Annotated in this window: 16 protein-coding genes; 10 read left to right on the top strand and 6 right to left on the bottom strand. The window is 69.8% G+C overall.

Features of this window, described 5'->3' with window-relative positions; translation table 11 throughout:
* Positions 1-34 precede the first annotated feature (34 nt).
* Entirely contained in the window at positions 35-1,402 is a 1,368-nt protein-coding gene (locus BG482_RS02645; protein WP_069767178.1) for a rhodanese-like domain-containing protein, read from the bottom strand.
* A 1,492-nt stretch (positions 1,403-2,894) separates the two neighbouring features.
* On the opposite strand from BG482_RS02645, the gene BG482_RS02650 reads away from it, so the two are divergent.
* The 3 genes from BG482_RS02650 to BG482_RS02660 all read left to right on the top strand — a co-directional run bounded on the left by BG482_RS02650 (position 2,895) and on the right by BG482_RS02660 (position 6,798).
* Positions 2,895-3,968, top strand: a complete 1,074-nt coding sequence (locus tag BG482_RS02650; protein WP_069767179.1) for a LacI family DNA-binding transcriptional regulator — start codon at positions 2,895-2,897, stop codon at positions 3,966-3,968.
* Between the two features lie 214 nt (positions 3,969-4,182).
* Positions 4,183-6,240, top strand: coding sequence for an RICIN domain-containing protein (locus BG482_RS02655; protein WP_069767180.1), 2,058 nt, complete (start codon positions 4,183-4,185; stop codon positions 6,238-6,240).
* 165 nt (positions 6,241-6,405) lie between these two features.
* The gene (locus BG482_RS02660; RefSeq protein WP_069767181.1) at positions 6,406-6,798 is read left to right on the top strand and encodes a hypothetical protein; all 393 of its coding nucleotides are present in this window, start codon (positions 6,406-6,408) and stop codon (positions 6,796-6,798) included.
* A gap of 319 nt (positions 6,799-7,117) precedes the next feature.
* On the opposite strand, the gene BG482_RS02665 is transcribed toward BG482_RS02660, so the two are convergent.
* The 4 genes from BG482_RS02665 to BG482_RS02680 all read right to left on the bottom strand — a co-directional run bounded on the left by BG482_RS02665 (position 7,118) and on the right by BG482_RS02680 (position 11,859).
* The gene (locus BG482_RS02665) at positions 7,118-7,669 is read right to left on the bottom strand and encodes an EF-hand domain-containing protein (protein ID WP_069767182.1); all 552 of its coding nucleotides are present in this window, start codon (positions 7,667-7,669) and stop codon (positions 7,118-7,120) included.
* Positions 7,670-7,804: 135 nt separating this feature from the next.
* Positions 7,805-10,117, bottom strand: coding sequence for a molybdopterin-dependent oxidoreductase (locus BG482_RS02670; protein ID WP_176741298.1), 2,313 nt, complete (start codon positions 10,115-10,117; stop codon positions 7,805-7,807).
* Between the two features lie 310 nt (positions 10,118-10,427).
* Entirely contained in the window at positions 10,428-11,426 is a 999-nt protein-coding gene (locus BG482_RS02675; RefSeq protein ID WP_069767184.1) for a YdcF family protein, read from the bottom strand.
* 244 nt (positions 11,427-11,670) lie between these two features.
* Positions 11,671-11,859 carry a hypothetical protein gene (locus tag BG482_RS02680; RefSeq protein ID WP_069767185.1) on the bottom strand — a complete coding sequence of 63 codons (189 nt, stop codon included), beginning with the start codon at positions 11,857-11,859 and terminating at the stop codon, positions 11,671-11,673.
* Between the two features lie 293 nt (positions 11,860-12,152).
* Between BG482_RS02680 and BG482_RS02685 the strand changes: the two genes are divergently transcribed.
* On the top strand, positions 12,153-13,211 hold the full coding sequence (locus BG482_RS02685; protein ID WP_069767186.1) for a hypothetical protein: 1,059 nt from the start codon (positions 12,153-12,155) through the stop codon (positions 13,209-13,211).
* Positions 13,212-13,365: 154 nt separating this feature from the next.
* On the opposite strand, the gene BG482_RS02690 is transcribed toward BG482_RS02685, so the two are convergent.
* Positions 13,366-14,376 (bottom strand): enoyl-CoA hydratase/isomerase family protein, encoded by a 1,011-nt coding sequence (locus BG482_RS02690; protein WP_069767187.1) that lies wholly within the window; start codon positions 14,374-14,376, stop codon positions 13,366-13,368.
* Between the two features lie 358 nt (positions 14,377-14,734).
* Here BG482_RS02690 and BG482_RS02695 point away from each other — a divergent pair, with 358 nt between their 5' ends.
* The 6 genes from BG482_RS02695 to BG482_RS02720 all read left to right on the top strand — a co-directional run bounded on the left by BG482_RS02695 (position 14,735) and on the right by BG482_RS02720 (position 22,538).
* Entirely contained in the window at positions 14,735-15,265 is a 531-nt protein-coding gene (locus BG482_RS02695; RefSeq protein WP_069767188.1) for a hypothetical protein, read from the top strand.
* Between the two features lie 413 nt (positions 15,266-15,678).
* Positions 15,679-16,515 carry an alpha/beta hydrolase gene (locus BG482_RS02705; protein WP_256096243.1) on the top strand — a complete coding sequence of 279 codons (837 nt, stop codon included), beginning with the start codon at positions 15,679-15,681 and terminating at the stop codon, positions 16,513-16,515.
* Positions 16,516-17,131: 616 nt separating this feature from the next.
* Positions 17,132-17,281 (top strand): hypothetical protein, encoded by a 150-nt coding sequence (locus tag BG482_RS43725; protein WP_176741299.1) that lies wholly within the window; start codon positions 17,132-17,134, stop codon positions 17,279-17,281.
* Positions 17,282-17,498: 217 nt separating this feature from the next.
* Complete coding sequence (locus tag BG482_RS02710; protein WP_069767191.1) at positions 17,499-18,512, top strand: arabinan endo-1,5-alpha-L-arabinosidase; 1,014 nt, start codon at positions 17,499-17,501, stop codon at positions 18,510-18,512.
* A gap of 1,840 nt (positions 18,513-20,352) precedes the next feature.
* Positions 20,353-21,408, top strand: coding sequence for a glycosyl hydrolase 53 family protein (locus tag BG482_RS02715; RefSeq protein WP_069767192.1), 1,056 nt, complete (start codon positions 20,353-20,355; stop codon positions 21,406-21,408).
* Between the two features lie 44 nt (positions 21,409-21,452).
* The gene (locus BG482_RS02720) at positions 21,453-22,538 is read left to right on the top strand and encodes a rhamnogalacturonan acetylesterase (protein ID WP_069767193.1); all 1,086 of its coding nucleotides are present in this window, start codon (positions 21,453-21,455) and stop codon (positions 22,536-22,538) included.
* The last annotated feature ends 22 nt before the right edge of the window (positions 22,539-22,560 follow it).

The following is a 22,560-nucleotide window of genomic DNA, read 5'->3' on the forward strand; positions in this document are numbered from 1 at the left end:
TCGATGACGCCTCGCGCCCTCGGGGATTGGGGTTTCAGGGGTTGCGGATGAGGAGTCCGGCCCGGCCGGCCGCGTCGAAGGAGTCGTCAACGGCGACGACGTCACGGCCTGCGGCGTCCAGCAGGGAGGCGGCGACGGCGGCCCGCATGCCGCCCGCACAGTGCACCCACACCTCACCGTCGGGAACCTCGTCCAGGCGGCCGTGCAGGGTGTGGATCGGGATGTGGAGCGAGCCGTCGATGTGGCCGCCCGCCCGCTCCGAGCGTCGCCGGACGTCGAGGACGACGACCCCCTCACCCGGATGACGACCCGCGAGGTCGGCGAACGTCGCCCGGCGGTAGGAGGCCGGCGCCTCGCCCTCGCGAAGCCAGTCGGCCGGCCCGCCGGTGGCCACCGCGGTCGGCCGGTCGATGCCGACGCGGACCAGTTCACGCTGGGCGCGGGCGAGTTGTCCGGGGGACTCGGCAAGCAGGGTCACCGGCTTGCCCCACGGAATCAGCCAGGCGAGATACGTGGCGAGCTGTCCCTCGGCCTCGAAGTTGAAGGACCCGGACACATGCCCGGCGGCGAAGGCGACGCGATCACGCAGATCCACCACCCACTCCCCCGCCGCCAGCCGGTCGGCGATCTCGTCGGCGCCGGCCACGGCGGGTGGGGTGAGGTCCACGGGTGCGGGTCCGGCGGCGTTGGCCGGCCCCATGTGCGCGTAGTAGGCGGGGACGTCGTCCAGACCGGCCAGCAGGTCGGCGACGAAGGTGTCCGCGTCCCGTGTCAGGGCCTCGTTGGACGCCTTCTCCTTGCCGATGGTCGTGGCGTCGCCCTGCGACTGCGAGGACGAGCAGAAGCTGCCGAAGCCGTGCGTGGGCAGCACCGCCGCGTCCTCGGGCAGCTCGGCGGCCAGCCGGTGGGCAGAGGCGTGCTGGGCCCGGGCGAGCCGCTCCGTCAGCCGCGGTTCGACGAGGTCCGGTCGGCCCACGGTGCCGATCAGCAGCGAACCGCCGCTGAACACCGCGACCGCGGCGCCGTTCTCCTCCAGCGCGTAGGAGGTGTGGTGCGGGGTGTGGCCGGGCGTGGCCAGCGCCCGCAGGGACAGGCCGGCGCGGGCGTCGATCTGCGTGCGGTCTCCGTCGTGCACCCGTATGCGTTCGAAGGAGACGCGGGCCCCGGCGGGGACGAGGTAGGCGGCGCCGACGACCCGGGCCAGCTCCAGGCCTCCGGTGACGTAGTCGTTGTGGAGATGCGTCTCGACGACGTGGGAGATCCGCACCCCTCGCCGGACGGCCGCGGCGATCACCAGGTCGATGTCGCGCGGCGGGTCGACCGCCACCGCGGTCTCCTCCCCGCCCGCGAGATAGCTCCGGTTGCCGAGCCCCGACAACTCGATCGTGTCGACGAAGAACACGAGGTACTCCCTTCCTGCGATCAATTACCCCGGGGGGTATATCTACGAAGGTAGCACGAGTACCCCCGGGGGTATCCAGACCGGGGAATCGGCAGGTCGCTGAGGAACGGACCGGGCGCCTTCACCGCCGTGACAGGCCTCGCGTCGCCGTGCTCGCCGGAGCGCGCCCGCACCGCGGACCGCAGCTCGCGCCGGACGTCGGGTGCTGGGGCCCTGCGGCATACCACCGGGGCCCCACGTGACGGACCGATGCGGCGCGGGCGTGGTCAGCGGCGACACAGGGGAGAACAACCGGCCGGCCCCCGACGCTCCGCCGCAGGAACTCCGCGAGCCGTGCCGAAGGGACTGCGCCCGTGCTCCCGGCGGACGGACCCGTGCGCCCGTCGGCCCACAGGAACAGGGAGGCGCTGCAGGTCGAGACGTGATGTCGGGGTGGGGCCGTCGTGGACGCTCAGCGGCAGCGCGGAACGACGGCGACCGATGCGGGTCAGTCGTCTGACAGGAGGTCTACGGATCCAGGTCGAGCGAGGCCTGTGGAGGCCGGCGTGCCGGGCGAGGGCGAGGGCTGCTTCCCCCCGCCGCCCGGCCGCACGCCGGGCACCTCGTCGTAGACGGCCGGGCCTCCGACCGTCTACTGCATGGGAGCACGGGCTGATGCTCGTTGAGACCGACGACGGCCAGCGGCGTCGCTCCCTATGCGCAGGAGTGCAACCGCAGAGGTCGTCGTCCTGGATGCCTCACTCCGCACTCGGTCCGGGCCGCGGCTCTCGGACGACGGCGACGCCCCCCTCGGGGACGGTGACCGAGCCCACCACCGGTTTCCCTGTGAGGAGTTCGACGCCGTCGGCGGGGATCGCGGCGCCGCGGCCGGCGTGGTCGATCAGGAAGAGGCAGTCGGCGTCCGCGCCTCGCCCAGGACCGCAGCAGCGGCGACGCCGCGCAGAACGGTGCGGCGGCCGGGAGAAGGCAGGGGGTGATCGAGGGATGAAAGGTGCATTTCGGCTCCTGACAGGGTGACCGAGCCCGAGACGGCGGGTCGACCCGAGGGGGCGTGGCGGGGAAGCGGTCGTCAAGGCGACCCAGACTCAACACGATCGAACAAATACGATCGGCGGCTGCGAGGAAGACTGAACGCTTCCGAGAGTCGCCGTCAAGACCCTTCATCCCGGACACGGAGTCGGCCGCACCCGTCCGGAAGCCCGACGCAGCCTCGCTGGACGGCAATGACGGCCCCGTGGCGCGAAGACCGCAGAAGTGAACGCATACGGCTTGAGCTGCTCGTATACATCCTCCGAACAACACCGAAGCGGCCGTTGCACCCCTCACGCCGGGCGACCGCCCTCCCCCCGGTTCCAGCGCCCTCCATCGAAATCGCTGCCGCACGGACCCTTGACGTACAGCTCTCGCCTACGTAGACATGACCACGCGGTCAGACCGCGTGGTCATACGGTTGACCTCGTCCGATGCAGATGTGTGACCTCCGGGAGACTTCATGGCGCCAGCGATGGGCGAGAACGAGAGCTCCTCCGCGCCGCGCAGCGCGGACGTGGCCCGCCTGGCAGGGGTGTCGCGCAAGACGGTCTCGCGTGTGCTCAACAACGAGCCCTATGTCTCCGACGCGGCTCGACGCAAGGTGCTCGCAGCCGCCGAGGAACTCGGCTACCGCCTCAACCAGGCGGCCCGCACGCTGGCCTCCGGGCGCACCGGCTCGATCGGCGTGGTGGCGCTGGGAACCGTCGGGTACGGGACCGCTTCCCTCCTCCTGCACATCGAGCGGGCCGTGCGCGATGCCGGGTATGCGCTCCGTGTGGTCAACACGCCGGACGGCGACCCGGTGGGCATCGCCGGCGCCGTGGAGTCGCTGCTGGAGCAAGGAGTGGACGGCGTCGTCGTCTCCGAGCCCATCGTGGAAGGAGACGTCGGCGTACGCGTCGACGTGCCTGTCCTCTTCCTGGGTGCGCCGCCGGCGTTCTCGGCCGCCCGGACGGTGACCATGGGCGTCGGCGCACACGCGTTGGCGCGGGCGGCGACCGAGCATCTGCTGGATCTGGGGCATGCGACCGTTCACCACCTCGCCGGTCCACGCCGGTGGTACGCCACCAAGGACCGTATCGAGGGATGGCGGGCGGCGCTGGCGGCGCGGGGCGCGCACGAGCCGCCGCTGCTCAACGGTGACTGGTCGCCCGCCTCCGGGTATGCGGCGGGTTACGCACTGGCCTCGGACACCTCGGACACCTCGGTGACCGCGGTCTTCGCCGCGGGCGACGAGATGGCCATCGGCCTCATCCACGCCCTGCGGGACGCGGGGCGGCGTGTGCCCGAAGACATCAGTGTCGTCGGTTTCGACGGCAATCCGGTCTTCGCCTATGTCTCCCCTCCCCTGACCACCGTGCGTCAGCCCTTCGAGGCCGCGGCCCGGGAAGGCATCCGCCTGCTCGTGCACGCGATCGAGAAGCCCGACACCGACCTGCCGCCGGCGAGCGACCCACCGGTCCAACTCGTCGTCCGCGGCTCGACAGCGCCGCCGCCGTCCCACCAGGACAAGACGGTGCAGCGCAACGCCTGAGAAAAACCCGGCAGGGAGAACACCCGCACGCCCGGGCACCGCTTTGCCGCTCGCCGGCAGTCTCACCATGACGCCGGCCGATCCCCGTCACCGCGACACCGACGTCTTCCCGCACGGCGGCCGCGGCCCGCGGGCTCGCCGCCTCCGCCAAGATTCCTCCAGGGGCGACGGGCGCCGAACCACACCATCCCTTCCCTGCTCTGGGAGCCGCACCATGTCCCCTGCTCTGTCGGTCGTCAGACCCGGCGCCGCCCGGCGTTCCCGCCCTGCCACCGTCCTGTTCCTGATTCTGGCGACGGTCGTCGCCGCGGCGACGGTGTTGCTGCCCGCCGCGAACCGGGCGCAGGCCCTGGCCCGCCCCTCGCAGACGATGTACACCCCGCCCTCGGGTGCGCCTTCACCCGGTTCCCTCTACCCGCGAGCCATACGCCTGCAGCACAACGGATCCGCCGACGGCACCCTGCTCGCCACGTTCGAGCAGTACACCTCCGGCACACCCGTCTTCCCGATCTACCGCAGCACCGACAACGGCAACTCCTGGAGCAAGCTCTCGGACGTCGCCGACACCCAGAACGGCTGGGGCATGCGCTGGGAGCCCGAGCTGTTCGAACTGCCCACGGCGGTCGGCGGCTTCCCGGCGGGCACGATCCTGGCCGCCGGCGCGTCCGTCCCCTCCGACCGCTCGGCCATCAAGATCGATGTCTACGCCAGCACCGACCGCGGACAGACCTGGACGTTCGTCAGCAACATCGCCACCGGTGGCGCCGCCTTCGACACCAACGGGAACACCCCCGTCTGGGAGCCGTTCTTCCTCTACGCCAACGGCAAGCTGATCGTCTACTACTCCGACCAGCGCGACCCCGCCCACGGCCAGAAGGTCGTGCACCAGGTCTCCACGGACGCCCGCACCTGGGGCCCCGTCGTCGACGACGTGGCGATGCCTGTTTACGGCAACCGTCCCGGCATGCCGACCGTCGCAAAGCTGCCGAACGGCAATTACGTCATGACGTACGAGTACGGCGGCGCCCCCGAAGGCAACTTCTCCGTCTACTACAAGATCTCCTCCGACCCCGAGGCCTTCGGCTCCGCCACCGGCATCCCCCTGCGGACGACGGACGGCGTCGTACCCCAGAGCGCTCCCTACGTCACCTGGCTGCCCGCCGGAGGCCCGGGCGGCACCCTCGTCGTCAGCGCCAACAGCGCCGACGACCTGTTCGTCAACACCCAGAACGGCGCCGCGAACACCTGGACGCGCATCAGCGCCAACGTGGCCGGCGGCTACAGCCGCGGCATGACCCCCCTCTCCGACGGACACAGCCTGCTGATTCTGAGCGGCGGCCGCGGCGGCAGCAATCTCGCGAACCCCGTCACCTACAGCACGATCGACCTCGGCGGCGGCATCTCCGACGGCGCCACGTACACCGCCTCCAACGCAGGCAGCGGCCTGATGCTGACCATCGCGGGCGGCTCCACCGCCAACGGCGCCTACGCCACGCAGCAGAACACCGACAACGCCGGCGACCAGAAGTGGAGGTTCGCCCAGCAGCCCTCCGGCTACTTCAAGATCTTCAACGTGGCGAGCGGCAAGGTCCTGGGCGTTCAGAACCAGTCCACCGCCAACGGCGCCAAGATCCTCCAGTGGGACGACAACGGCACCGTCGACCACGAGTGGGCGGTCTCCCCGAACCCCGCGGGCGGCTTCTCCTTCATCAATCGGCTGACCGGCAAGTACCTGGAGATCCCCGACGCCTCCACCACCGTAGGCGCCACCGCCGGGCAGTGGGACAGCAGCGCCTGCGCGTGCCAGCGCTGGAACCTCACCCAGACCGACCTGCCGCCCCTCGGCACCGGCCAGTACATACTCGTCAACAAGAACAGCGGCAGGTACCTCGACGTCCCCAACGCCTCCACCGCCACCGACACGGCCGTCGACCAGTGGCAGAACACCGCCTGCGCCTGTCAGTTGTTCACCTTCCAGTCCGCGGGCAGCGGAGCCTGGACCGTCAGAGGCGTCAGCAGCAGTCTGAATCTGGACATCCGTAACAGCTCCACCGCCGCGGGAGCCGTCGTCGTCCAGAACACCCCCTCCACCGCAGACTCCCAGAAGTGGACACTGACCGACGCGGGCAACGGCTACTACAAACTCCGCAACGTGAACAGCACCCTCGTCGCCGGCGTCGCGCAGTCCTCCACCGCCAACGGCGCAGCCGTCGTGCAGTGGAGCAATGTCGGCGTCGACGACCAGCTCTGGAAAATCGTCCGTATCAACTGACGACTGTCACCCGGCTCATGACCAGACGCGGGGACCGCCGGCAAGGCGGTCCCCGCGACCGACGACGTGGGCCGGTAGGGTTCGACGCGGGCTGGCAGGGCTGACGCGGGCCGGACGGGGCATCCGCAACTGCACCAGGAACAGCCCACGCACCGGGAGCCATCCGTGACCCGACACCTCGCCCTCGCCCGCGCCTGCCGCACCCTGGCCCTCACCGAACTGGCGACCGCGGCCTGGCTCTTCGCCAACCACGAGTGGCTGCTCGGGATCCTTGCTGTCTGGTCCGTGCCCAGCCTGCTCGCCGCCGACGCCGTATGCCGGCGCGCGCACCGCCGCGCGCGGGCCGAGGCACAGCACGCGGCACGGTTGGAGGCCGGTGAGCAGGTCCGGCCGCTCACGCCGTGCTGCCCGCTCTGGAAGCGCTCCGACGGCCAGGCCCACGGACCGGGCTGCACCCGCCCGCCCCTCCCCCGACGCGACACCTACCGCCTCGACCACGCCGACCGAGCCGCGTTCGACGAGATCGTCCGCCACTACCACGACCGGAGTGCGGCCTGACCTGCCCTCGCCCGCCCCGAGTCGAAGACGCGGAGGCGGCCTGGTTGTCGCCGTCCCGAGCCATGGGGCTCGTGGAGCCATGCGAGGTGCTCAGCCGGTGGTCTGTGAGGTCTTCAGGGAACCGCAGAAGTCGGCGAGCGTGTGGAAGTCGTTCTCCGCAGGTCGATCCGCGGGTTGACGCACCGCAGAAACCCGGGCTGTTCGGCGAGCGAAGGTGGGCCGGTCCACCCGCCGGTGATGGCGGCGCCGATGAAGGCCTGCCGCCGCGAGGGGGCAGGCCGTGGCATGAGCGCGGGTCCGGAGGCGTATCCGGGGACTGTCAGGCGGTGACCTTGCCGAAGATGTGGTTGGCGGGAGCGTCGGGGTCGTTGCCGTAGAAGAACTCTTCGAGTGCCCGGTGGAACTCGTCACGGTCCAGTCCGCCGGAACCATCGACGTCCAGAGCGGCGAAAACGGCGGCGCAGTCCTCGCCGGGGACGGCGGCGACCGCGTCGAACATCTGCTGGAACTCGGCCTGGTCGATCTTGCCGTCTCCGTTGAGGTCGACGAGGTCGAAGAAGCAGTTGGTGACCGGCTCGATCTGCTGCGGGTAGAGCGCCCGGTCGGTCAGGACACTCTTGAAGCCTTCGGTCATCTCCCGCACATCGACCTTCCCGTCACCGTCCTGGTCCATCGGGGCGATGACGTTCGACCAGAACTGGTCCATCCCCTCGGTGAGCCGGCGGACGGTGTCGGCATCAGGGGCGGTCCCACGGGCGCTGATGTAGCGCTCGCTCATCTTGCGGACATCGTGTCGGGTAATGAACCCGTCGCCGTCGACATCGGCGCCCCTGAACCACTGCCCATACTTGAGATCTTGAAGTGCAGTCATGACTGCGCACCGTATTCGCGCAGTTACGGCGACGCAAACGTCCGAGTGGAGGCTGGACGCCCGGTCGGACCCGCCGACCGGACGCCCGGCGAAGATGAACACGGCAAACGCGCCTGTCGACGAGGTGGCTTCGTTTCAGTGTTCGAGGTGTGGTGGTGTGAAGGCGAGTACTTCCTCGACCGGCCCGTCGTAGACCTCGACGTCGACGAGCGCACTGTGCGCGCTGGGTCCCTGGGACAGACTCGAGCACCCGCGGTCCCCGGTGAGGGTGTTCGGGTTGCCGTGTCGGTCCAAGGTTCCGCTCCGGCCCGGCTGGGCCGGGTCCCACCACGCTCCGGTGGACAGCTGGATGACGCCGGGCATGACGGCGTCCGACAGGATCGCGCCCGCCAGGCAGCTGCCTCGGTCGTTGAAGACGCGCACGATCACGCCGTCCTCGATACCGCGTGATGCCGCGTCCTGCGGGTTGATCGTCACGGGCTCGCGGCCGTGGATCTTTGACTTGAGGCTGTGGCCGCCGTTGTCGTACTGGCTGTGCAGGCGTGAGGCAGGCTGATTCGAGATCAGGTGCAGCGGGAAGCGTTCCGCCAGGTCGGCGCGGAGCCATTCCACGGGTTCGAACCACGTCGGATGTCCGATGCAGTCGTGGTAGCCGAACGAGTCGATCTCCTCGGAGAAGATCTCGATCCGGCCCGACGGCGTCGTCAGGGGGAAGCGCTGCGGATCGGAGCGCAGTGCTTCGAAGCTGCCGGGAAACGGCCCGCTGAGTGCCGGCAGTTCGACACCGGAGGCGCATTGCCAGAAGTCGTCGAAATCTGGCAGGGCCGCGTCGTCGCCGAGGTCCGCCCGTGTCCTGCCGTAGAGGTGCCGGACCCATTCGATCTCGGAACGCGCTTGGGTGAACTCGCGCTCGTAGCCGAGCCGGGCAGCCAGAGCGGCGAAGATCTGGTGGTCGGTGCGTGCCTCGCCGGCCGGCTCACGGACCTTCGGCATCGCGACGAGGTGAGGGTCGGAGAACCCCGCGGCGAAGTCGTCACGCTCCAGGCTGGTCGCGACGGGAAGCACGATGTCGGCGAACTTCGCGGTGGTGTTCCACCAGGCTTCATGGACCACCACCGTGTCCGGGCGCTGCCAGGCTCGGGTGAGGCGGTGGAGGTCCTGGTGGTGGTGGAAGGGGTTTCCACCGCACCAGTAGATCAGGCGCAGGTCCGGCAGGGTCAGGCGCTGACCGTCGTAGTCGATGGTCGCGCCCGGTTCCAGCAGGGTGTCGGCGATCCGCGCGACCGGAATGAAGTCCGCAACAGGGTTCGCCACCCGCGGCATCGACGCCACGGACGGACGGCCCGGGGCAACACCGGTCGCGTCCATCGTCGCGTAGCCCGCGCCCCAGCCGCAGCCGGGCCGCCCCAGCGAACCCGCCATCGCCGCCAGCACGACCGACATCCAGATCGGCTGCTCACCGTGGTCCGCCCGCTGTACCGCGTAGTTGACCATGATGAGAGAACGCTGTGTGGACAGGCGGCGGGCGAGATCGGTGATCGTGTCGCGGCTGATGCCCGTGATCCTCGCGGCCCAGTCGGCGTCCTTGACGACGCCGTCCACGTCGCCGGTCAGGTAGGAGGCGAAGCGGTCGAACCCCTCGCAGCAGCGGGTGAGGAAGTCCTCGTCGTGCCAGTCGTTGACCAGCATCGTGTGCGCGATGCCGAGCATCAAGGCGGTGTCGGTGTTGGGGATCACCGGCAGCCACTCGGCGTCCAGGAAGTCGGCGGTGTCACTGCGGATCGGGCTGACGTTCACGAACCGCACCCCGGCCTCACGGCACTTCCGCTGCAGGTCCCGCGTCTGGTGCCGGGCCAGCCCGCCAGGGTTGATCTGGCTGTTCTTCAGAGCCAGCCCGCCGAACGCCACCACGAGCTCGCAGCTCTCGGCGATCTCGTCCCACATCGGCATCCGGGACTGGTAGCTCCACGGAGCCCCGCCGATCACATGCGGAAGGATGACCTCAAGAGCGGCCGTGCTGTACGTGTTGCGCGAGTCGGTGTAGCCCCCGCCCAACGCCAGGAACCGCTGGAGCTGACCCTGCGCATTGTGGAACCCGCCCGCACTGGCCCAACCGTACGAGCCGCCGAACACCGCGCTGTTCCCGTGCTGTGCGCGCACTCGGCGCAGTTCCTCGCTCACCAGCGTGAGCGCGTGGTCCCAGCTGACCTCTACGAAGGCGTCCGCACCTCTGGCCGCGTCATCGGCGCGCGGCAGGCCATCGAGCCACCCTTTGCGCACCGCGGGACGCAACACACGCGCACTGTCCTCAGCAGCCGCCACCATGCCCGGTCCGATCGGCGAGGGCGCGGGGTCGTCACCCCGGGGCTCAATGCGCACCAGCTGACCCGAATCGACCACGGCTAAGAAACTGCCCCAGTGCGTCGCCACCGGCATGCGTCGTTCCACCGTGCACCAACTCCATCCCTGAAGTTTCTCCGGCCCTCGAGCAACGGCCGCTGCACCACAGGGTTTCCGCGTCGGTCAGCGGTCCGCAGGACACAGGCTCCCCCTGGCGGACGGTGCCCAACCCCGACTGTCCGCACGACTCCCACCGCCGCCACTCGACCGGAGCGCGGCGCGCCTCTGTAGACCGCGACCGGCCCATCGCCGGCCGCGACGGCGGTCGTGGACGCGGCTGCGCAGAACCTCGCCTCGGCTGCCGCGGTTGCGGTCGGCGCACTGATCGCCCCGTCCGGCCGCTCGCACCTCGCGCACTTCAGTGCGCGAAGATCACCGTCGCCACCGGCACTGCCAGCAGAAGGCTGAGTCCGACGAGGGGGAGACGGTCCAGCCACAGGATGGCGGCGAACTCGCGCAGTGTCGCGGCCAGCCAATAGGCGGGGGAGGTCGGCGCGCCCACGACGTGCACGGGCACGCCGACACGGCGGGCCAGCAGGGTCGTGCGGTAGACGTGGAAGCCGCTGGTGACCACCGTGACACAGTGGCCGGGAGTGGTCCCGTCCACGAGGGCCATGCTGAAGCGGAGATTCTGCCCGGTGTTGACGGAGCGGTCTTCCCTCACGATCCGGTCGGCGGGCACCCCGCGTCCGCGCAGATAGTCGGCCATCGCCTCCGCCTCGGAGCGGACCTCGTCATCGCCCTGGCCGCCCGAGACGACGAACACCACACGAGGCGTGTCCGGTGCGCGGGCGGCGTCGAGCGCGAGGGCGCGCTCCAGCCTGCGGGTCAGCAGCGGACCGGGCCGGTCGCCGTTGAGCCCGGCGCCCAGGACGACGACATGGGTGGTTCCGGGCAGGGGGCCGCTGCGGCCCCGGACGAACACGTAGCCGGCGAAGACCAGGAAGAGCAGAGTGAGGTATCCCGCGGCCACGTTCACCGCGATCACCAGGGCGCCGAACGCCTCGCCGCCGACCGCATGGAAGACCGCGTCGAGGCCGAGCACCGCCAGCACCGAGCAGCCGGCGGCCCCGGTCGCCAGCAGGGCTGCCTGCGGTCCGTAGCGCCGGACCAGAAGGACGCTGTCGGCCAACAGCAGCAGGCCCACCGCGAACGCCAGGAGCAGGGCGGCGACGGTGAGGACGGTGACGATGGTCGGGTGGGCTGCCGCACTGCGACCGGCCACGCCGAGTCCGGCAGAGGTCACCGCGAGGCAGAACAGGACGGCGGTGGAGAACCGGTGCGGTGCCAGCAGGGCGTTGACCACGCCGCCCGCCGCGAAGACGACCGCGGCGAGATATTCCGGGTACTCCGGCATGTGCCGCACCGCTCCGCTCTCCCGCCCGCCGGGCCGCTGCCCGTGCCCGCCCGCCTCTCGCCGACGGGTTCCCGGACCCGGTACGGACGGCTGCCGGCCATCCTGCCAGACCTGCTGTGGTGCGCCGAACGCGGGCTGGCAGCGGTGCGTTCGGCGGGCCGGCACGTCATGCCGGTGTGTCCCCCGGCTGACGTCACTCTTGCACCACTCCGATGCCGCGCAACCGCGCCGAAGTCGTGTCGCGTCAGGCGGCGGCCGGCACGGTGCAAAGGCTCGGATCGGCGGCGGTGCTCGGCAGGGCCTCGGCGTAGAGCGCGGCGTCGTCGGTGGCCGCCCCGGGGATTGTTCCGCACCCGTGGGTCCGCTCGGGACGGATCGCGCGGGTTGGCTCCGTACGGATCGCGCCCGTCGGAACCATGATCAGCGCTGTCACGCTCCATCCCGGATTTTTCGGTCCTGGAAGAGCTCTCAACAGCCCCTCCGAGCCCCGAGAATCGAGCACAACGGGCACTCCTGAAGAGGCGCGTGACGGTTCTTCAGGGGGACGTGAGGCTCATGTCGCGGTCACGCTCCGCCAGCGTGACACCGACTCCGGGTGTGTCCTCTGACCGTGAACCCGGTCGCTCCGTCACCGTCATCCGACCCGGTCAACGCCGACCACGCCGCTGGTGTCGCCCCGCCGCAGATCAGCCGGCCGTGTCAGTGCCCGGTCGCATACTGACGCCCATGCAGATATCGGCGTACACGCTCAAACAAGCCTGGCACCAGGTGGCCGCAGGCTCCGATGTGCTCGACGAAGCGATGCTCCCGCCCATCGGCACCTCACCCGACCAGTACGAGCAGCTGATGGGCGAGCCGCACGGTCGTCTCTTCCTGGTCCTGGGCGAAGACGGCACGGTGCACGGCCACATCGGTCCCTATCGGAAGGTCTTCGTCACTCAGGACCTGGATCAGGTGCTGTATTTCGCCGCCGAGGACGCGGTCCGCACGCTCGCCGAGCACATCGCGGCCCGGTCCCCGGGCCGCGGCCCGGTGGCCGATCTCGTCTCCGGGCAGGCCGGGCTGCTGGACCGGATCGACCCCGCCTGGGGAAGCAGATTCCGCAACGGCGGCGTGGACGGTGCACAGCCCTCCACTGCGTGCGGGCGCGACCCGCTGGAGCGCCTGGCCTGGATCGCCGGCAGCTGGCGCGAGCAGGACCCCTACACCCACCTCGCCTTCTTCCGCGGCGAGAACGTCAGTGCCGAACAGATCGCCCTGCTCCACGGAGCCGACCCCGCACAGATCGCCGCCGGGACCCGTCTTGCGGATCTGCGCAGCATGGACGGCGGGACCTTCGACTACTGGGACGTCGTCTGGGAGACCTGCTGTTTCGGGCAGGCCGGCGGCTGGGTGTTCCTGATGTACCACGAGACCCCCGGCTCCGGGCCCGGTCATGATGCTCTCGCCCGGCTCGGCGTCACCGAGACGGTGCACCTGAGCGCCACCTCCGCGAAGGCCATCTACACCTTCGACTACATGCGCGACGGCCGCCGCATCGACGACGACTGGGGCGTCCTGGAGCTGATCTGGTACGACCGCGGCCGTGCCCCCTATTTCCGAGGCGGTCAGCTCGACTTCCTCAACCAGGCCGTACGCCGCGCCGAACTGGACCATCCCGAACTCACCAACGAGTTCGAGCTGTACTTCCACGCCCTGGAGGACGCTTTCGACCTCCAGCTGCCCCGGCAGGACATTCAGGAGGGAGCGGTCAGGGCCGCGCAGTGGGCACGCCGCAACAGCTGACAGCTCCGTCCTCACAGCCTGCCGGGGCCGTGGCATCTCATGGCTGCCCGCCCACCCGCGTGCATGCCCCGCCCCCACGGCCGCGCAGGACGTGAAGGGCACAAGGAAGCGACACCCCTGCCGGCGCTCGCCCGGAAGGGCGCCGCGAGCCTGCTCAGGACGGCCGGCTCCGTCCGGCGAGCGACGCACGTTGCCAGGTGGGACTGCGGTCCTTGTCGACCAGGGCCGCACGGACGCCCTCCAGGAAGTCCGGCGTGCGGATGGTCGTCCGCGTGAGGGCGAGTTCGGCGTCGAGGCACTCGCGCAACGTGCGCTGTCTGCCCCGGGCCAGCAGGGCGTGTGTGATCTCCAGGCTCTGCGGCGAAGCGGACTCCAGGGCGGCCAGGGCGTCGGCCGCCCAGTCGGTGTCGAGGCGGCGCAGGCGTTTCTCGATCTCACCGAGGGTCGCCGCGCCGAACGCCCAGTCCAGGTCCCCGCGTACGGCGGCCAGCCTGCTCTTCGCCACCGGGGAACGGCCGGCGAGGCGGCTGAGGACCGCGTCGACGGGTTCACCGGGGGCGTGGGCCAGGGCGTCCCCGACGGCGTCGAGGCCGTCGGCGGGGACGAAGTGCGTGCCGAGCCCCGTGTACAGGGCGTCGGCCGCGTCGATCCGGCTCCCGGTGAGTCCCAGGTACATGCCGATCGCACCGGGCAGCCGCGGCAGAAAGTAGCTGGCCCCGACGTCCGGGAAGAACCCGATCCCGGTCTCGGGCATCGCCAGCACCGCGCGCTCGGTGACGACGCGGAAGCTGCCGTGGACGGACAGCCCGAGACCACCGCCCATGCACAGGCCGTCGATGAGCGACACGAACGGCACGGGATATTCGGCGATCCGGGCGTTGAGCCGGTACTCACCGGCGAAGAACCGCTCACTCGCCTCGGCATCCCCGTCGAGGCTGTGCTCGCGGATCGTGCGGATGTCCCCGCCGGCGCAGAACGCCTTCGCGCTGGTACTGGCGAGCACCACGGCGGACAGCGGGGTGCGCTCCCACTCTGCGAGCACCTGGTCAAGGGCGACGACCATGTCCGTGGTCAGGGCGTTGAGCGCCCTGGGCCGGTTCACGAGGATGCGGCCGACGCCCCCGCGGACGTCGGCGAGAATCTCGACCGCAGCGGTATCGGTCATCGGTCGTCGTCTCCTCGTCCGCGGACCCGACCCGCGTGGCCGTCACGTCCGGGGTGGACGCCTCAAGATCATGGCACGGGCCACGGAAGCATGGCACGGAGCCCCCAGCGCCTCCATGAGTTCCGCCTCGCTGTCATGTTCGCCGACCGCACCGTGGCCGATGATCGGCGACAACCTACCCCTCCGACGCCTACCCGCTGCCCACTCGGCGTGGAGCCGAGCGCGCTTCGACGTCGGCCTCATCGGTGGAAGGAGCCGTGACCGACCTATGGACACAGTCTGACTCCCGCTTTGGCCGGCACCCGACGATCGCCACGGCGCGCGGCAGGCGCCGTCGGCCCCGACGTACTGTGCGGCCATGAACGAGGACTGGTTCGAGGTGGACAAGGGCGAACTGAGCCCTTCAGAGACCACCCTGGTGAATATCGTCCGCGAGAGCGCCCGCGGGTGGCCCGAATGCCCGCCCGGCGCGACTGCTGTGCTCGTCTTTCGTGCCGATGAGGAAGAGGACACGCGCCCTCCTCGCGACGCCTACGAGGCCGCCTGGGATGAGGCGTTCGCCGCCGGGCAGGCGGTTCTCACCCTGATCGTGGACCTGAGGCACCGGGACCGGGAGCTGGTCGTCATGACGCTGGGCGCGACGCCGGCCGGAGACCGCCTCTTCTGCAGCGAGCGGAACGCGAGCACGTATCATCCCGAGCCCATCACGGGCATCGAGTCGCTGGAGGCGACAGGATCGCGCGAGGAGCTGGGCAGGATCGCCGCCGACTGGTTCGAGGAGATCGTCGGCCGTTCCATGATCGAGGTGGACCGAAGACCATGGCCTCGCTCGTTCGTCCCGAAAGGCGCCCCCCTTCCCCGCGGCCACCGCTGGGTGCGGAACCCGTGACGCGCAGACGGAAGGCCAGCCGTCCGCACGGTCACTCGTCACCCCATCCCATCGCGAAACCACTTGAGAACAGTCGCTGATTCAGCCATGGACTCGGCTGATGCTCGGCTTGTGCTCGGCCTGCGCTCGGCCTGCGCTTCCGCCTCGGCCTCGCCGCCGGCCTCCGCACCGCTCTCGGCCATCCGCTGGAGCCAGACCCGGCCGCCCTCGCGCATCTTGGCGCCCGAGCGGGACGCTACGGCTGGAGTGTCCATCCCCTTCGGCAGTCGGCTCATGGTTGGCCCTTGCGTGATCAGCCGCGAGCCTCCATTATCAGGAATCCTGATACTTTAACGTTGTAGCGATGGGGGGCAGTCATGTCATTCAGGCCCAGAATCCAGGCCAGAGGGGTTCAGCTGCTGCTCGGCCGAATGATGAGCCGCGTACACGAGGATCTGCGCTTCACCGACATCCCGAAGCGCACGGAATCCATCCGGGTGGAGACCACCGCCGGACCGGTGACGTGCACCGTCTACCGCCCGTCGGCCACCGCCGCAGGCCCTGCCCCCGTGTACGTCAACTTCCACGGCGGCGGGTTCGTGATCGCCCGCCCCCAGCAGGACGACCACATCTGCCGCTACATAGCCGCGACGGCCGGCTGCGTGGTGATCAACGTGGACTACGCCGTCGCACCGCAGCGGCCGTACCCCGTACCCGTCACCCAGGCGTACGAAGTCACCGCCTGGGTGGCCGAGAACGGCGCCGCCAACAGCTGGGACGGTTCGCGACTCGCCGTGGGCGGACACAGCGCCGGGGCCAATCTGACCGCCGCGGTCTGCCGCACCGCCCGGGACCGCGGCACCTTCACCCCCCGCCTCCAGATCATCGACTCGGCACCGCTCGACCAGCTCGCCGACCCGGCCACCAAGCAATCACCCATCGTCAAGCCCCTGCTCACACCTCAGCTCATGCGGGTCTTCACCGCCGCCTACGTCCCTGATCCCGCCGACCTCGCGCATCCGCTGGTGTCGCCCGGCCTGACCGACGACCTCACCGGTCTGCCGCCCGCCCTGGTCATCACCGCGGAGAACGACCGCCTGCGCGACGAGGGCGATGCGTACGCCAAGGCTCTGGAAAAGGCCGGCGTGCCGGTCACCCACCGTTGCTTCGAGGGTGTCGACCACTACTTCACCCACACCGGCCCGGCACCGGCCGGGAAGGAAGCCATCGATCTGATGGCCACCACCCTGCGCACGGCACTCACCGCCTGACCGCTGACAGGGGCCGACCGTCCTTGTGACAACACGCCGCCTCGGTGACACTGCCTCGGCGACACCCATCGAGCTTCGGCTCATGGCCTCGACCTCAAGCTGCTCGGCTCGGCGTCCGTTGTCCGCGAAGTACATCTCCTGGATGGATGCGCCTTCCTCGTTGACCTCGTCGCTGCGGACCGGCAGACCGGTTGCGGCATGGGGCCGCCCGGTGTCAAAAGTCCTCGATGCGGACGCGACCAACTCCCGACCTCTCCCCCACCTGACACCGCCGCATGGACGGCAGCACGGACGCGGCGGCCCTGCCGAAACGCAACCGGGCTGAGCGTGCGCCCGACCCCGAGGCCCGTCGCCCGTCGCCCGGGTCCTGCGTCGTCCCTCCACTTCTCTTCCTTCCCGGGGCGTGGACTCAGGGGCGTAGAGGTTGTCGGCCTCCCGACCACGGCCGGACCAGCGGGGTGACGTCCGAGAACGCTGCGGAGATCGCCTCGCTTCGGGTCGGGGAACTCGAACCCGGGCGTGACCGTGGGCCTCAAGCCGCCCCGGGTAAGGGGGAGTCGGTGTAGTCCTCGGCGCCCGGACCGTAGAACAGTTCCGGCCGCGGACCGTTCTCCGGGTGCCCCGCCCCTCCCTGCCGGCGCTCGACCAGGTCGGGGTCGGCGATGAGGGCCCGGCCCACGAGCACGGCGTCGGCGTGGCCGGCCTCGCTCTGCTGGAGCGCCTGCTCGCGGGCGGTCCGCCGATGGACATCGTGCTGGCAGCCTGAGCGGGTGAGGATGGCGGGCCGACGAGGAAGCGTGCGTGGCCCTACCGCCTAATCCGGCCCGTGCCGATCCCACAGCGGGGCGCGCCCGAGAGCGCCGGGCATCACCGCGGCTGCGCGCGCAGCATTGACGCGCAAGGGGTTCGATTCTACGGTCCACCCGATGACGCGACCGCCGTTCGGTGGCACGAACGGTGACCCCCACTGAAGGAGCGTCCGCATGAGCCCCACCTCACGCACGCGCACCTCTCGAACGTCCCGCACCTCGCGCACCTCCGTAAGGGCCGCGCTGCTCTGCGTTCCGGCCGCGATCCTGCTGGCTCTGACCCCCTCTGCCGCCTTCGCCTACCCCGACCCCGGCGCCGTCACCGGGGCCACGGTCGTGCACGACCCGACGATGATCCGGACCTCGGGCGGCCGCTACCTCCTCTACGCCACCGGGGGCGGCCTGGCCTACCGCACCTCCACCGACCGCATCGCGTTCAGCGCGGGCGGCGACGCCTTCGCGGCCCGGCCGGGCTGGTGGTCGTCGTACGGCACGACCGAGGCCTGGGCCCCCGACATCTCGTACCAGGGCGGCCGGTACCTGCTGTACTACGCGGTCTCCACCTTCGGGTCCAACAAGTCGGCCATCGGCCTGGCCACTTCGCCCTCGGGCCTGCCCGGCTCCTGGACCGACCGCGGAACCGTCTACTCCTCCACCACCTCCAGCGACTACAACGCCATCGACCCCAACCTCTTCGTGGACGACGACGGCAAGTGGTGGCTGTCGTTCGGGAGTTGGTGGACAGGGATCAAGATGATCCGGATCGACCCCTCGACCGGCAAGCAGCTCTCCTCCGACACCGCCAGGCGCGCGATCGCCGCCCGCCCCACCGGGACCAAGGCCGTCGAGGCGCCCTACCTCGTGAAGCGCAACGGCTACTACTACCTCTTCGCCTCCTACGACACCTGCTGCGCCGGCGCCGCCTCCACCTACAAGGTGAAGGTCGGACGCGCCACCGCCGTCACCGGGCCGTACTACGACAGGAACGGCGTGGCGATGACGAACAACGGCGGCACACCCGTCCTGGAGTCACACGGGCGGTATATCGGACCGGGCGGCCAGTCGATCATGCACGACACCGGTACCGACCTGATCGTCTACCACTACTACGACGGCAACGACAGCGGAAGGCCCAAGCTGGGGCTCAACCAGCTGAACTGGAGCAGCGGATGGCCCATCGCGTTCTGACTCCGCCGCCCCTGCGCCATAGACACCCCAACTCTGGTGCCAGGAAGGCGACTTCTGCGTCAGGAAAGGCGAGAAGAGCGAACGCCGCGGGGCGGGCCATCCCGAGCCCAGGACGGGAGTCCACCCCCTTCGACAGGGGCTGGCCAGTTCCGGTCGGAGGGGGCGCGGCGACCAGTGATGCTTCGTCACCTCGGGTGACCTGGTCTGGTGAGCATGTGGCGGGGCGGCATCCCCTGGGGTCTGGTCGGCGGTCTCTCCCGGCCGATCAAGCTACGGCGTGACGGTGATTCCCGCAGGCTGATCACGGCTCGCCACGCGCCCGGTCGGCCGAGTGGACGGCATTTCGTGGACGTACCCCCCTCACACGAACGGGGGTGGGTCGATGCGGTGGTGGCGCTCCGGCAGGACGGCCAGGACGGCGTAGAAAGCTGCCCGAACGCAGATCGCGTACGCCCGGACCCGAGTCGTCGGCCTGCGTGACGAGTGCCTTGGTCTACGGCGCGACTATGGGAACGTTCCCATTCGACGGGGATATTGAGCGACCTGACGCATCGCCACAACTGCAGCACGGGGCGATCGAAGCTGTTGTCATTCGATAGATCTCGAATGTTTTCGGCATGCCCAGCTGATTGACAGGGGCACTGCAGGTGAGGAAAGTGCGTGGTGCGCCAGTCCGAGCAGTAGTGCTCGCAGTGGACCGTCCAGCTGTCGACGCACTGGAGGAGCGCGGTCACCGCGGTACGCCCGCTCCTCGTTCTGCCTCCTGGGATCGTTCACAGACATCAGCCACCGATGCTCGTATTCCCGACCGTAAGGAGTGCCTCTCACAGACCGCGCGGACCCGCACGCTCACCCATCGTTCGACCAGCACTCCTGCGTCTGTCGTCGTCGCTCAAGGAGGTTCATCGTCATGCTGTATCGAGACGGCCCCACCTGGGCGAGGGAGGCTCGTGACACCCTGCGAAGGCAAGGCCGTCCAGCGCCCGGAGCCTTGCGCCGCTTCGCTGACACAGCCGCGGCGGTACTCGGGTTATTCGGGGGTACGGCGGCGGCGCTTCCGGCATCGGCAGCCGACAACCCGAACCACCATGGGGCCGCCCCCACTCCGGCCAGCGTCGCAGTCACTCGCGACCCGTTCGCCACTGCCCAGTTGAGCGCGCCGGCGGGCAACAGCTTCAACGGCGGGACCACCTATTACCCGACCGAAACCAGTCCGGGCACGTGAGGCGCGGTCGCGATCGCCCCCGGTTACACGGCGCGCTTCGCCGACGAGGAGGCGTGGAGGGGCCCATGCCTGGCCTCGTTCGGGTTCGTCGTCATCGACGTCGAGACCAACTGCCGCACCGACTTCGACACAACCCGGGGAACACGACTGCCGGCCGCGCTGGACCGTCTCACCCAGCCCAAGGGCCCGGTGCGCGACCGCGTCGACAGCAGCTGTTCGGCGGTGGTGGGCCACTCGACGGGCGGCGGCGGAGCCCTGGCGGCGGCCGAACGACTGCCATCGCTGAAGGCCTCTACGGCTCCGTGCCGAGTACTACGGAGAGCGCCCACCTGCAGCTCACCGGAGCCGACCGTCTCGTCTCCAGCATGGCCAACAGCCTCGAGATGCGGATCTTGATCCCTTGGTTGAAGACCTTCGTGGACAGCGACACCGGTTGCACCCGGTTCCTGTGCCCCAGGCTTGCCGATCCCAGCGGCATCTCGACGTACCGCGTCACATGCCCGTACGGAAGGCCAGCCGCGTGCCGGTGTTGAGCGCCTCCCTCCGCACCTCCCAGACGAACCGTCCTTCGTCGGCGGCACCCCGCGTGCCGCCGATGGATCGAGAGGAGTAAGCATGCCCCCCACCCATGCGTCCGGTCCTCGGAGGATCAGCCGAAGGACCCTGCTCAGGGCTACCACCGCCACCGCCGGAGCGATCGCCACCGCTGCCGCGTTCGCCGAGCTCGCCACGCCGGCCGGAGCCGCGGCCGGTTTCGTCAAGGGCGTCGACATCAGCTGGGCGCCGCAGATGGAGGCGCATGGATACTCCTGGAAGAACGCGAGCGGGCAGACGCAGGACCTGCTGACCATCCTCAAGGGGTACGGCATCACGGCGGTCCGGCTGCGCACCTTCGTCAACCCGTCCGGCGACCCGGCCAACGGACACTGCAGCATCAGCGAGGTCGCCGCCTTCGCCAGGCGGATCAAGGCCGCCGGCATGTCGATCATGCTCGACTACATGTTCGGCGACACCTGGAACTCCGTCGGCGTGCAGAACCCGCCCGCCGCCTGGCGGAACATGAGCTACAGCCAGATGCTCTCCGCGCTGGGCACGTACGTGACCCAGACCATGACGGTCATGAAGAACAACGATGTCCTGCCCACCTGGGTGCAGATCGGCAACGAGATCAACAGCGGCATCTGCCGCCCGGTCGGCAGCGTCTCCAGTCCGGCGCAGATGGCCGGGCTGCTCAACGCGGCGTACACGCAGGTCAAGGCGGTCTCGCCGAGCTCCACGGTGTGCATCCACCTGGCCCAGCCGCAGAAGTACGACGCGATGACGACGTTCTTCACCCGCTACGCGGCGAACGGCGGCAAGTGGGACATGTCGGTGTTCTCCTCCTACGGCAGCGCGGACCTGGCGCCCGGCATCGTGGCGAACATGCAGAAGATCTCCGCCGCCTACGGCAAGCCGTTCCTGCAGAGTGAATTCGGCGGCCGGGTGGACCGGGCGTCCGCCACCCAGGCCTCGCTCGTCGCCTACATCAAGGCGCTGAAGGCCACCGGCGGCCAGGGCGTCTTCTACTGGGAGCCGGAAGGCATGTCCCCGTTCACCGGCTACAACATGGGCGCCTGGGACTCCTCCACCAAGCGGCCCACCGTCATCATGAACGGCTTCACCCAGGCCTGAACGACGCGCCTTCGCAGCATGCGCAGAACGGACCGGCGACTTCAATGCACACAACACTTTCTCTGCCCGGGCGTCGCAGGACATGCGCGGCCGTGGCCACCGTCCTGGCCCTGGCGGCTCTGACCGGCACCAGCGCGGCACACGCCGGCGCCGCCGGAAGCCAGGCCCTGCCCAACGGTTGTTCCGGCACTTCCCCGATCGTCTGCCATTACTCCGTCGCACCCGGCAACTACGACGTGAGCGTCTCCCTGGGCGGCGCCACCGCGGCCGGCCAGACCGACGTGTGGGCGGAAGCCCGGCGCCTGTTACTGCCGACCACCAAGACTGCGGCCGGTACCAGCGCCACATACGGTTTCACGGTCAACGTTCGCCAGCCCGAGGGGCAGCCCACCGGTCAGGGCGGCACCGGGACTGCCGGCTTGGACCTGCGCTTCAGCGGAACCAGCCCTCAAGTGGCAGCCGTTTCCGTCAAACCGGCACCGCACTCGCTCGCCGCCTACCTGGCCGGCGACTCCACCGTCTGCGACCAACCCGCGGCCCCCTACACCGGGTGGGGCCAGATGATCACCACGGCGGTCGGTCCCGGTGCGGTCGTGGCCAACTACGGCGACTCGGGAGAGAGTTCGGGAAGTTTCCTGTCCAACGCGGCTCTCTTCCCGGCCCTGCTGGCGAAGGTCGCAGCCGACGACCTGGTTTTCATCCAGTTCGGCCACAACGACAAACAGACCGCCGCTTCCGACTACCGCAACAACCTCACCACCATGATCACGCGGGTAAGGGCCAAGGGCGCTCTGCCCGTCCTGGTGACCCCGCCCGTGCGCCGTCTCTTCAACGGCAACGTGCTCACTCCCACAGCCCTGCACGTCAACGGCGCCGGCGTCAACCTCCCCGCCGAGATGCGCGCCGTCGCCACCGCAGAGAACACACCCCTGATCGACCTCACCGCCAAGAGCAAGGCACTGGTCGAATCCCTCGGTCCCTCCGCCTCCGCCCAGCTCTACCTGCGCTCCTCCGCCGATGGCGTCACGGACAACACCCACTTCTCGCAGTACGGCGCCGGCCGGATCGCCGGGCTCGTCCTCCAGGGGATCCGAGAACAACACCTTTCCCTGACCTCATACCTCCGCTGACGAAGTCACCCCAGCCGCGGCA

This window comes from Streptomyces sp. LUP30, from assembly GCF_001746365.1.
In the GTDB taxonomy this organism is placed as follows: domain Bacteria; phylum Actinomycetota; class Actinomycetes; order Streptomycetales; family Streptomycetaceae; genus Streptomyces.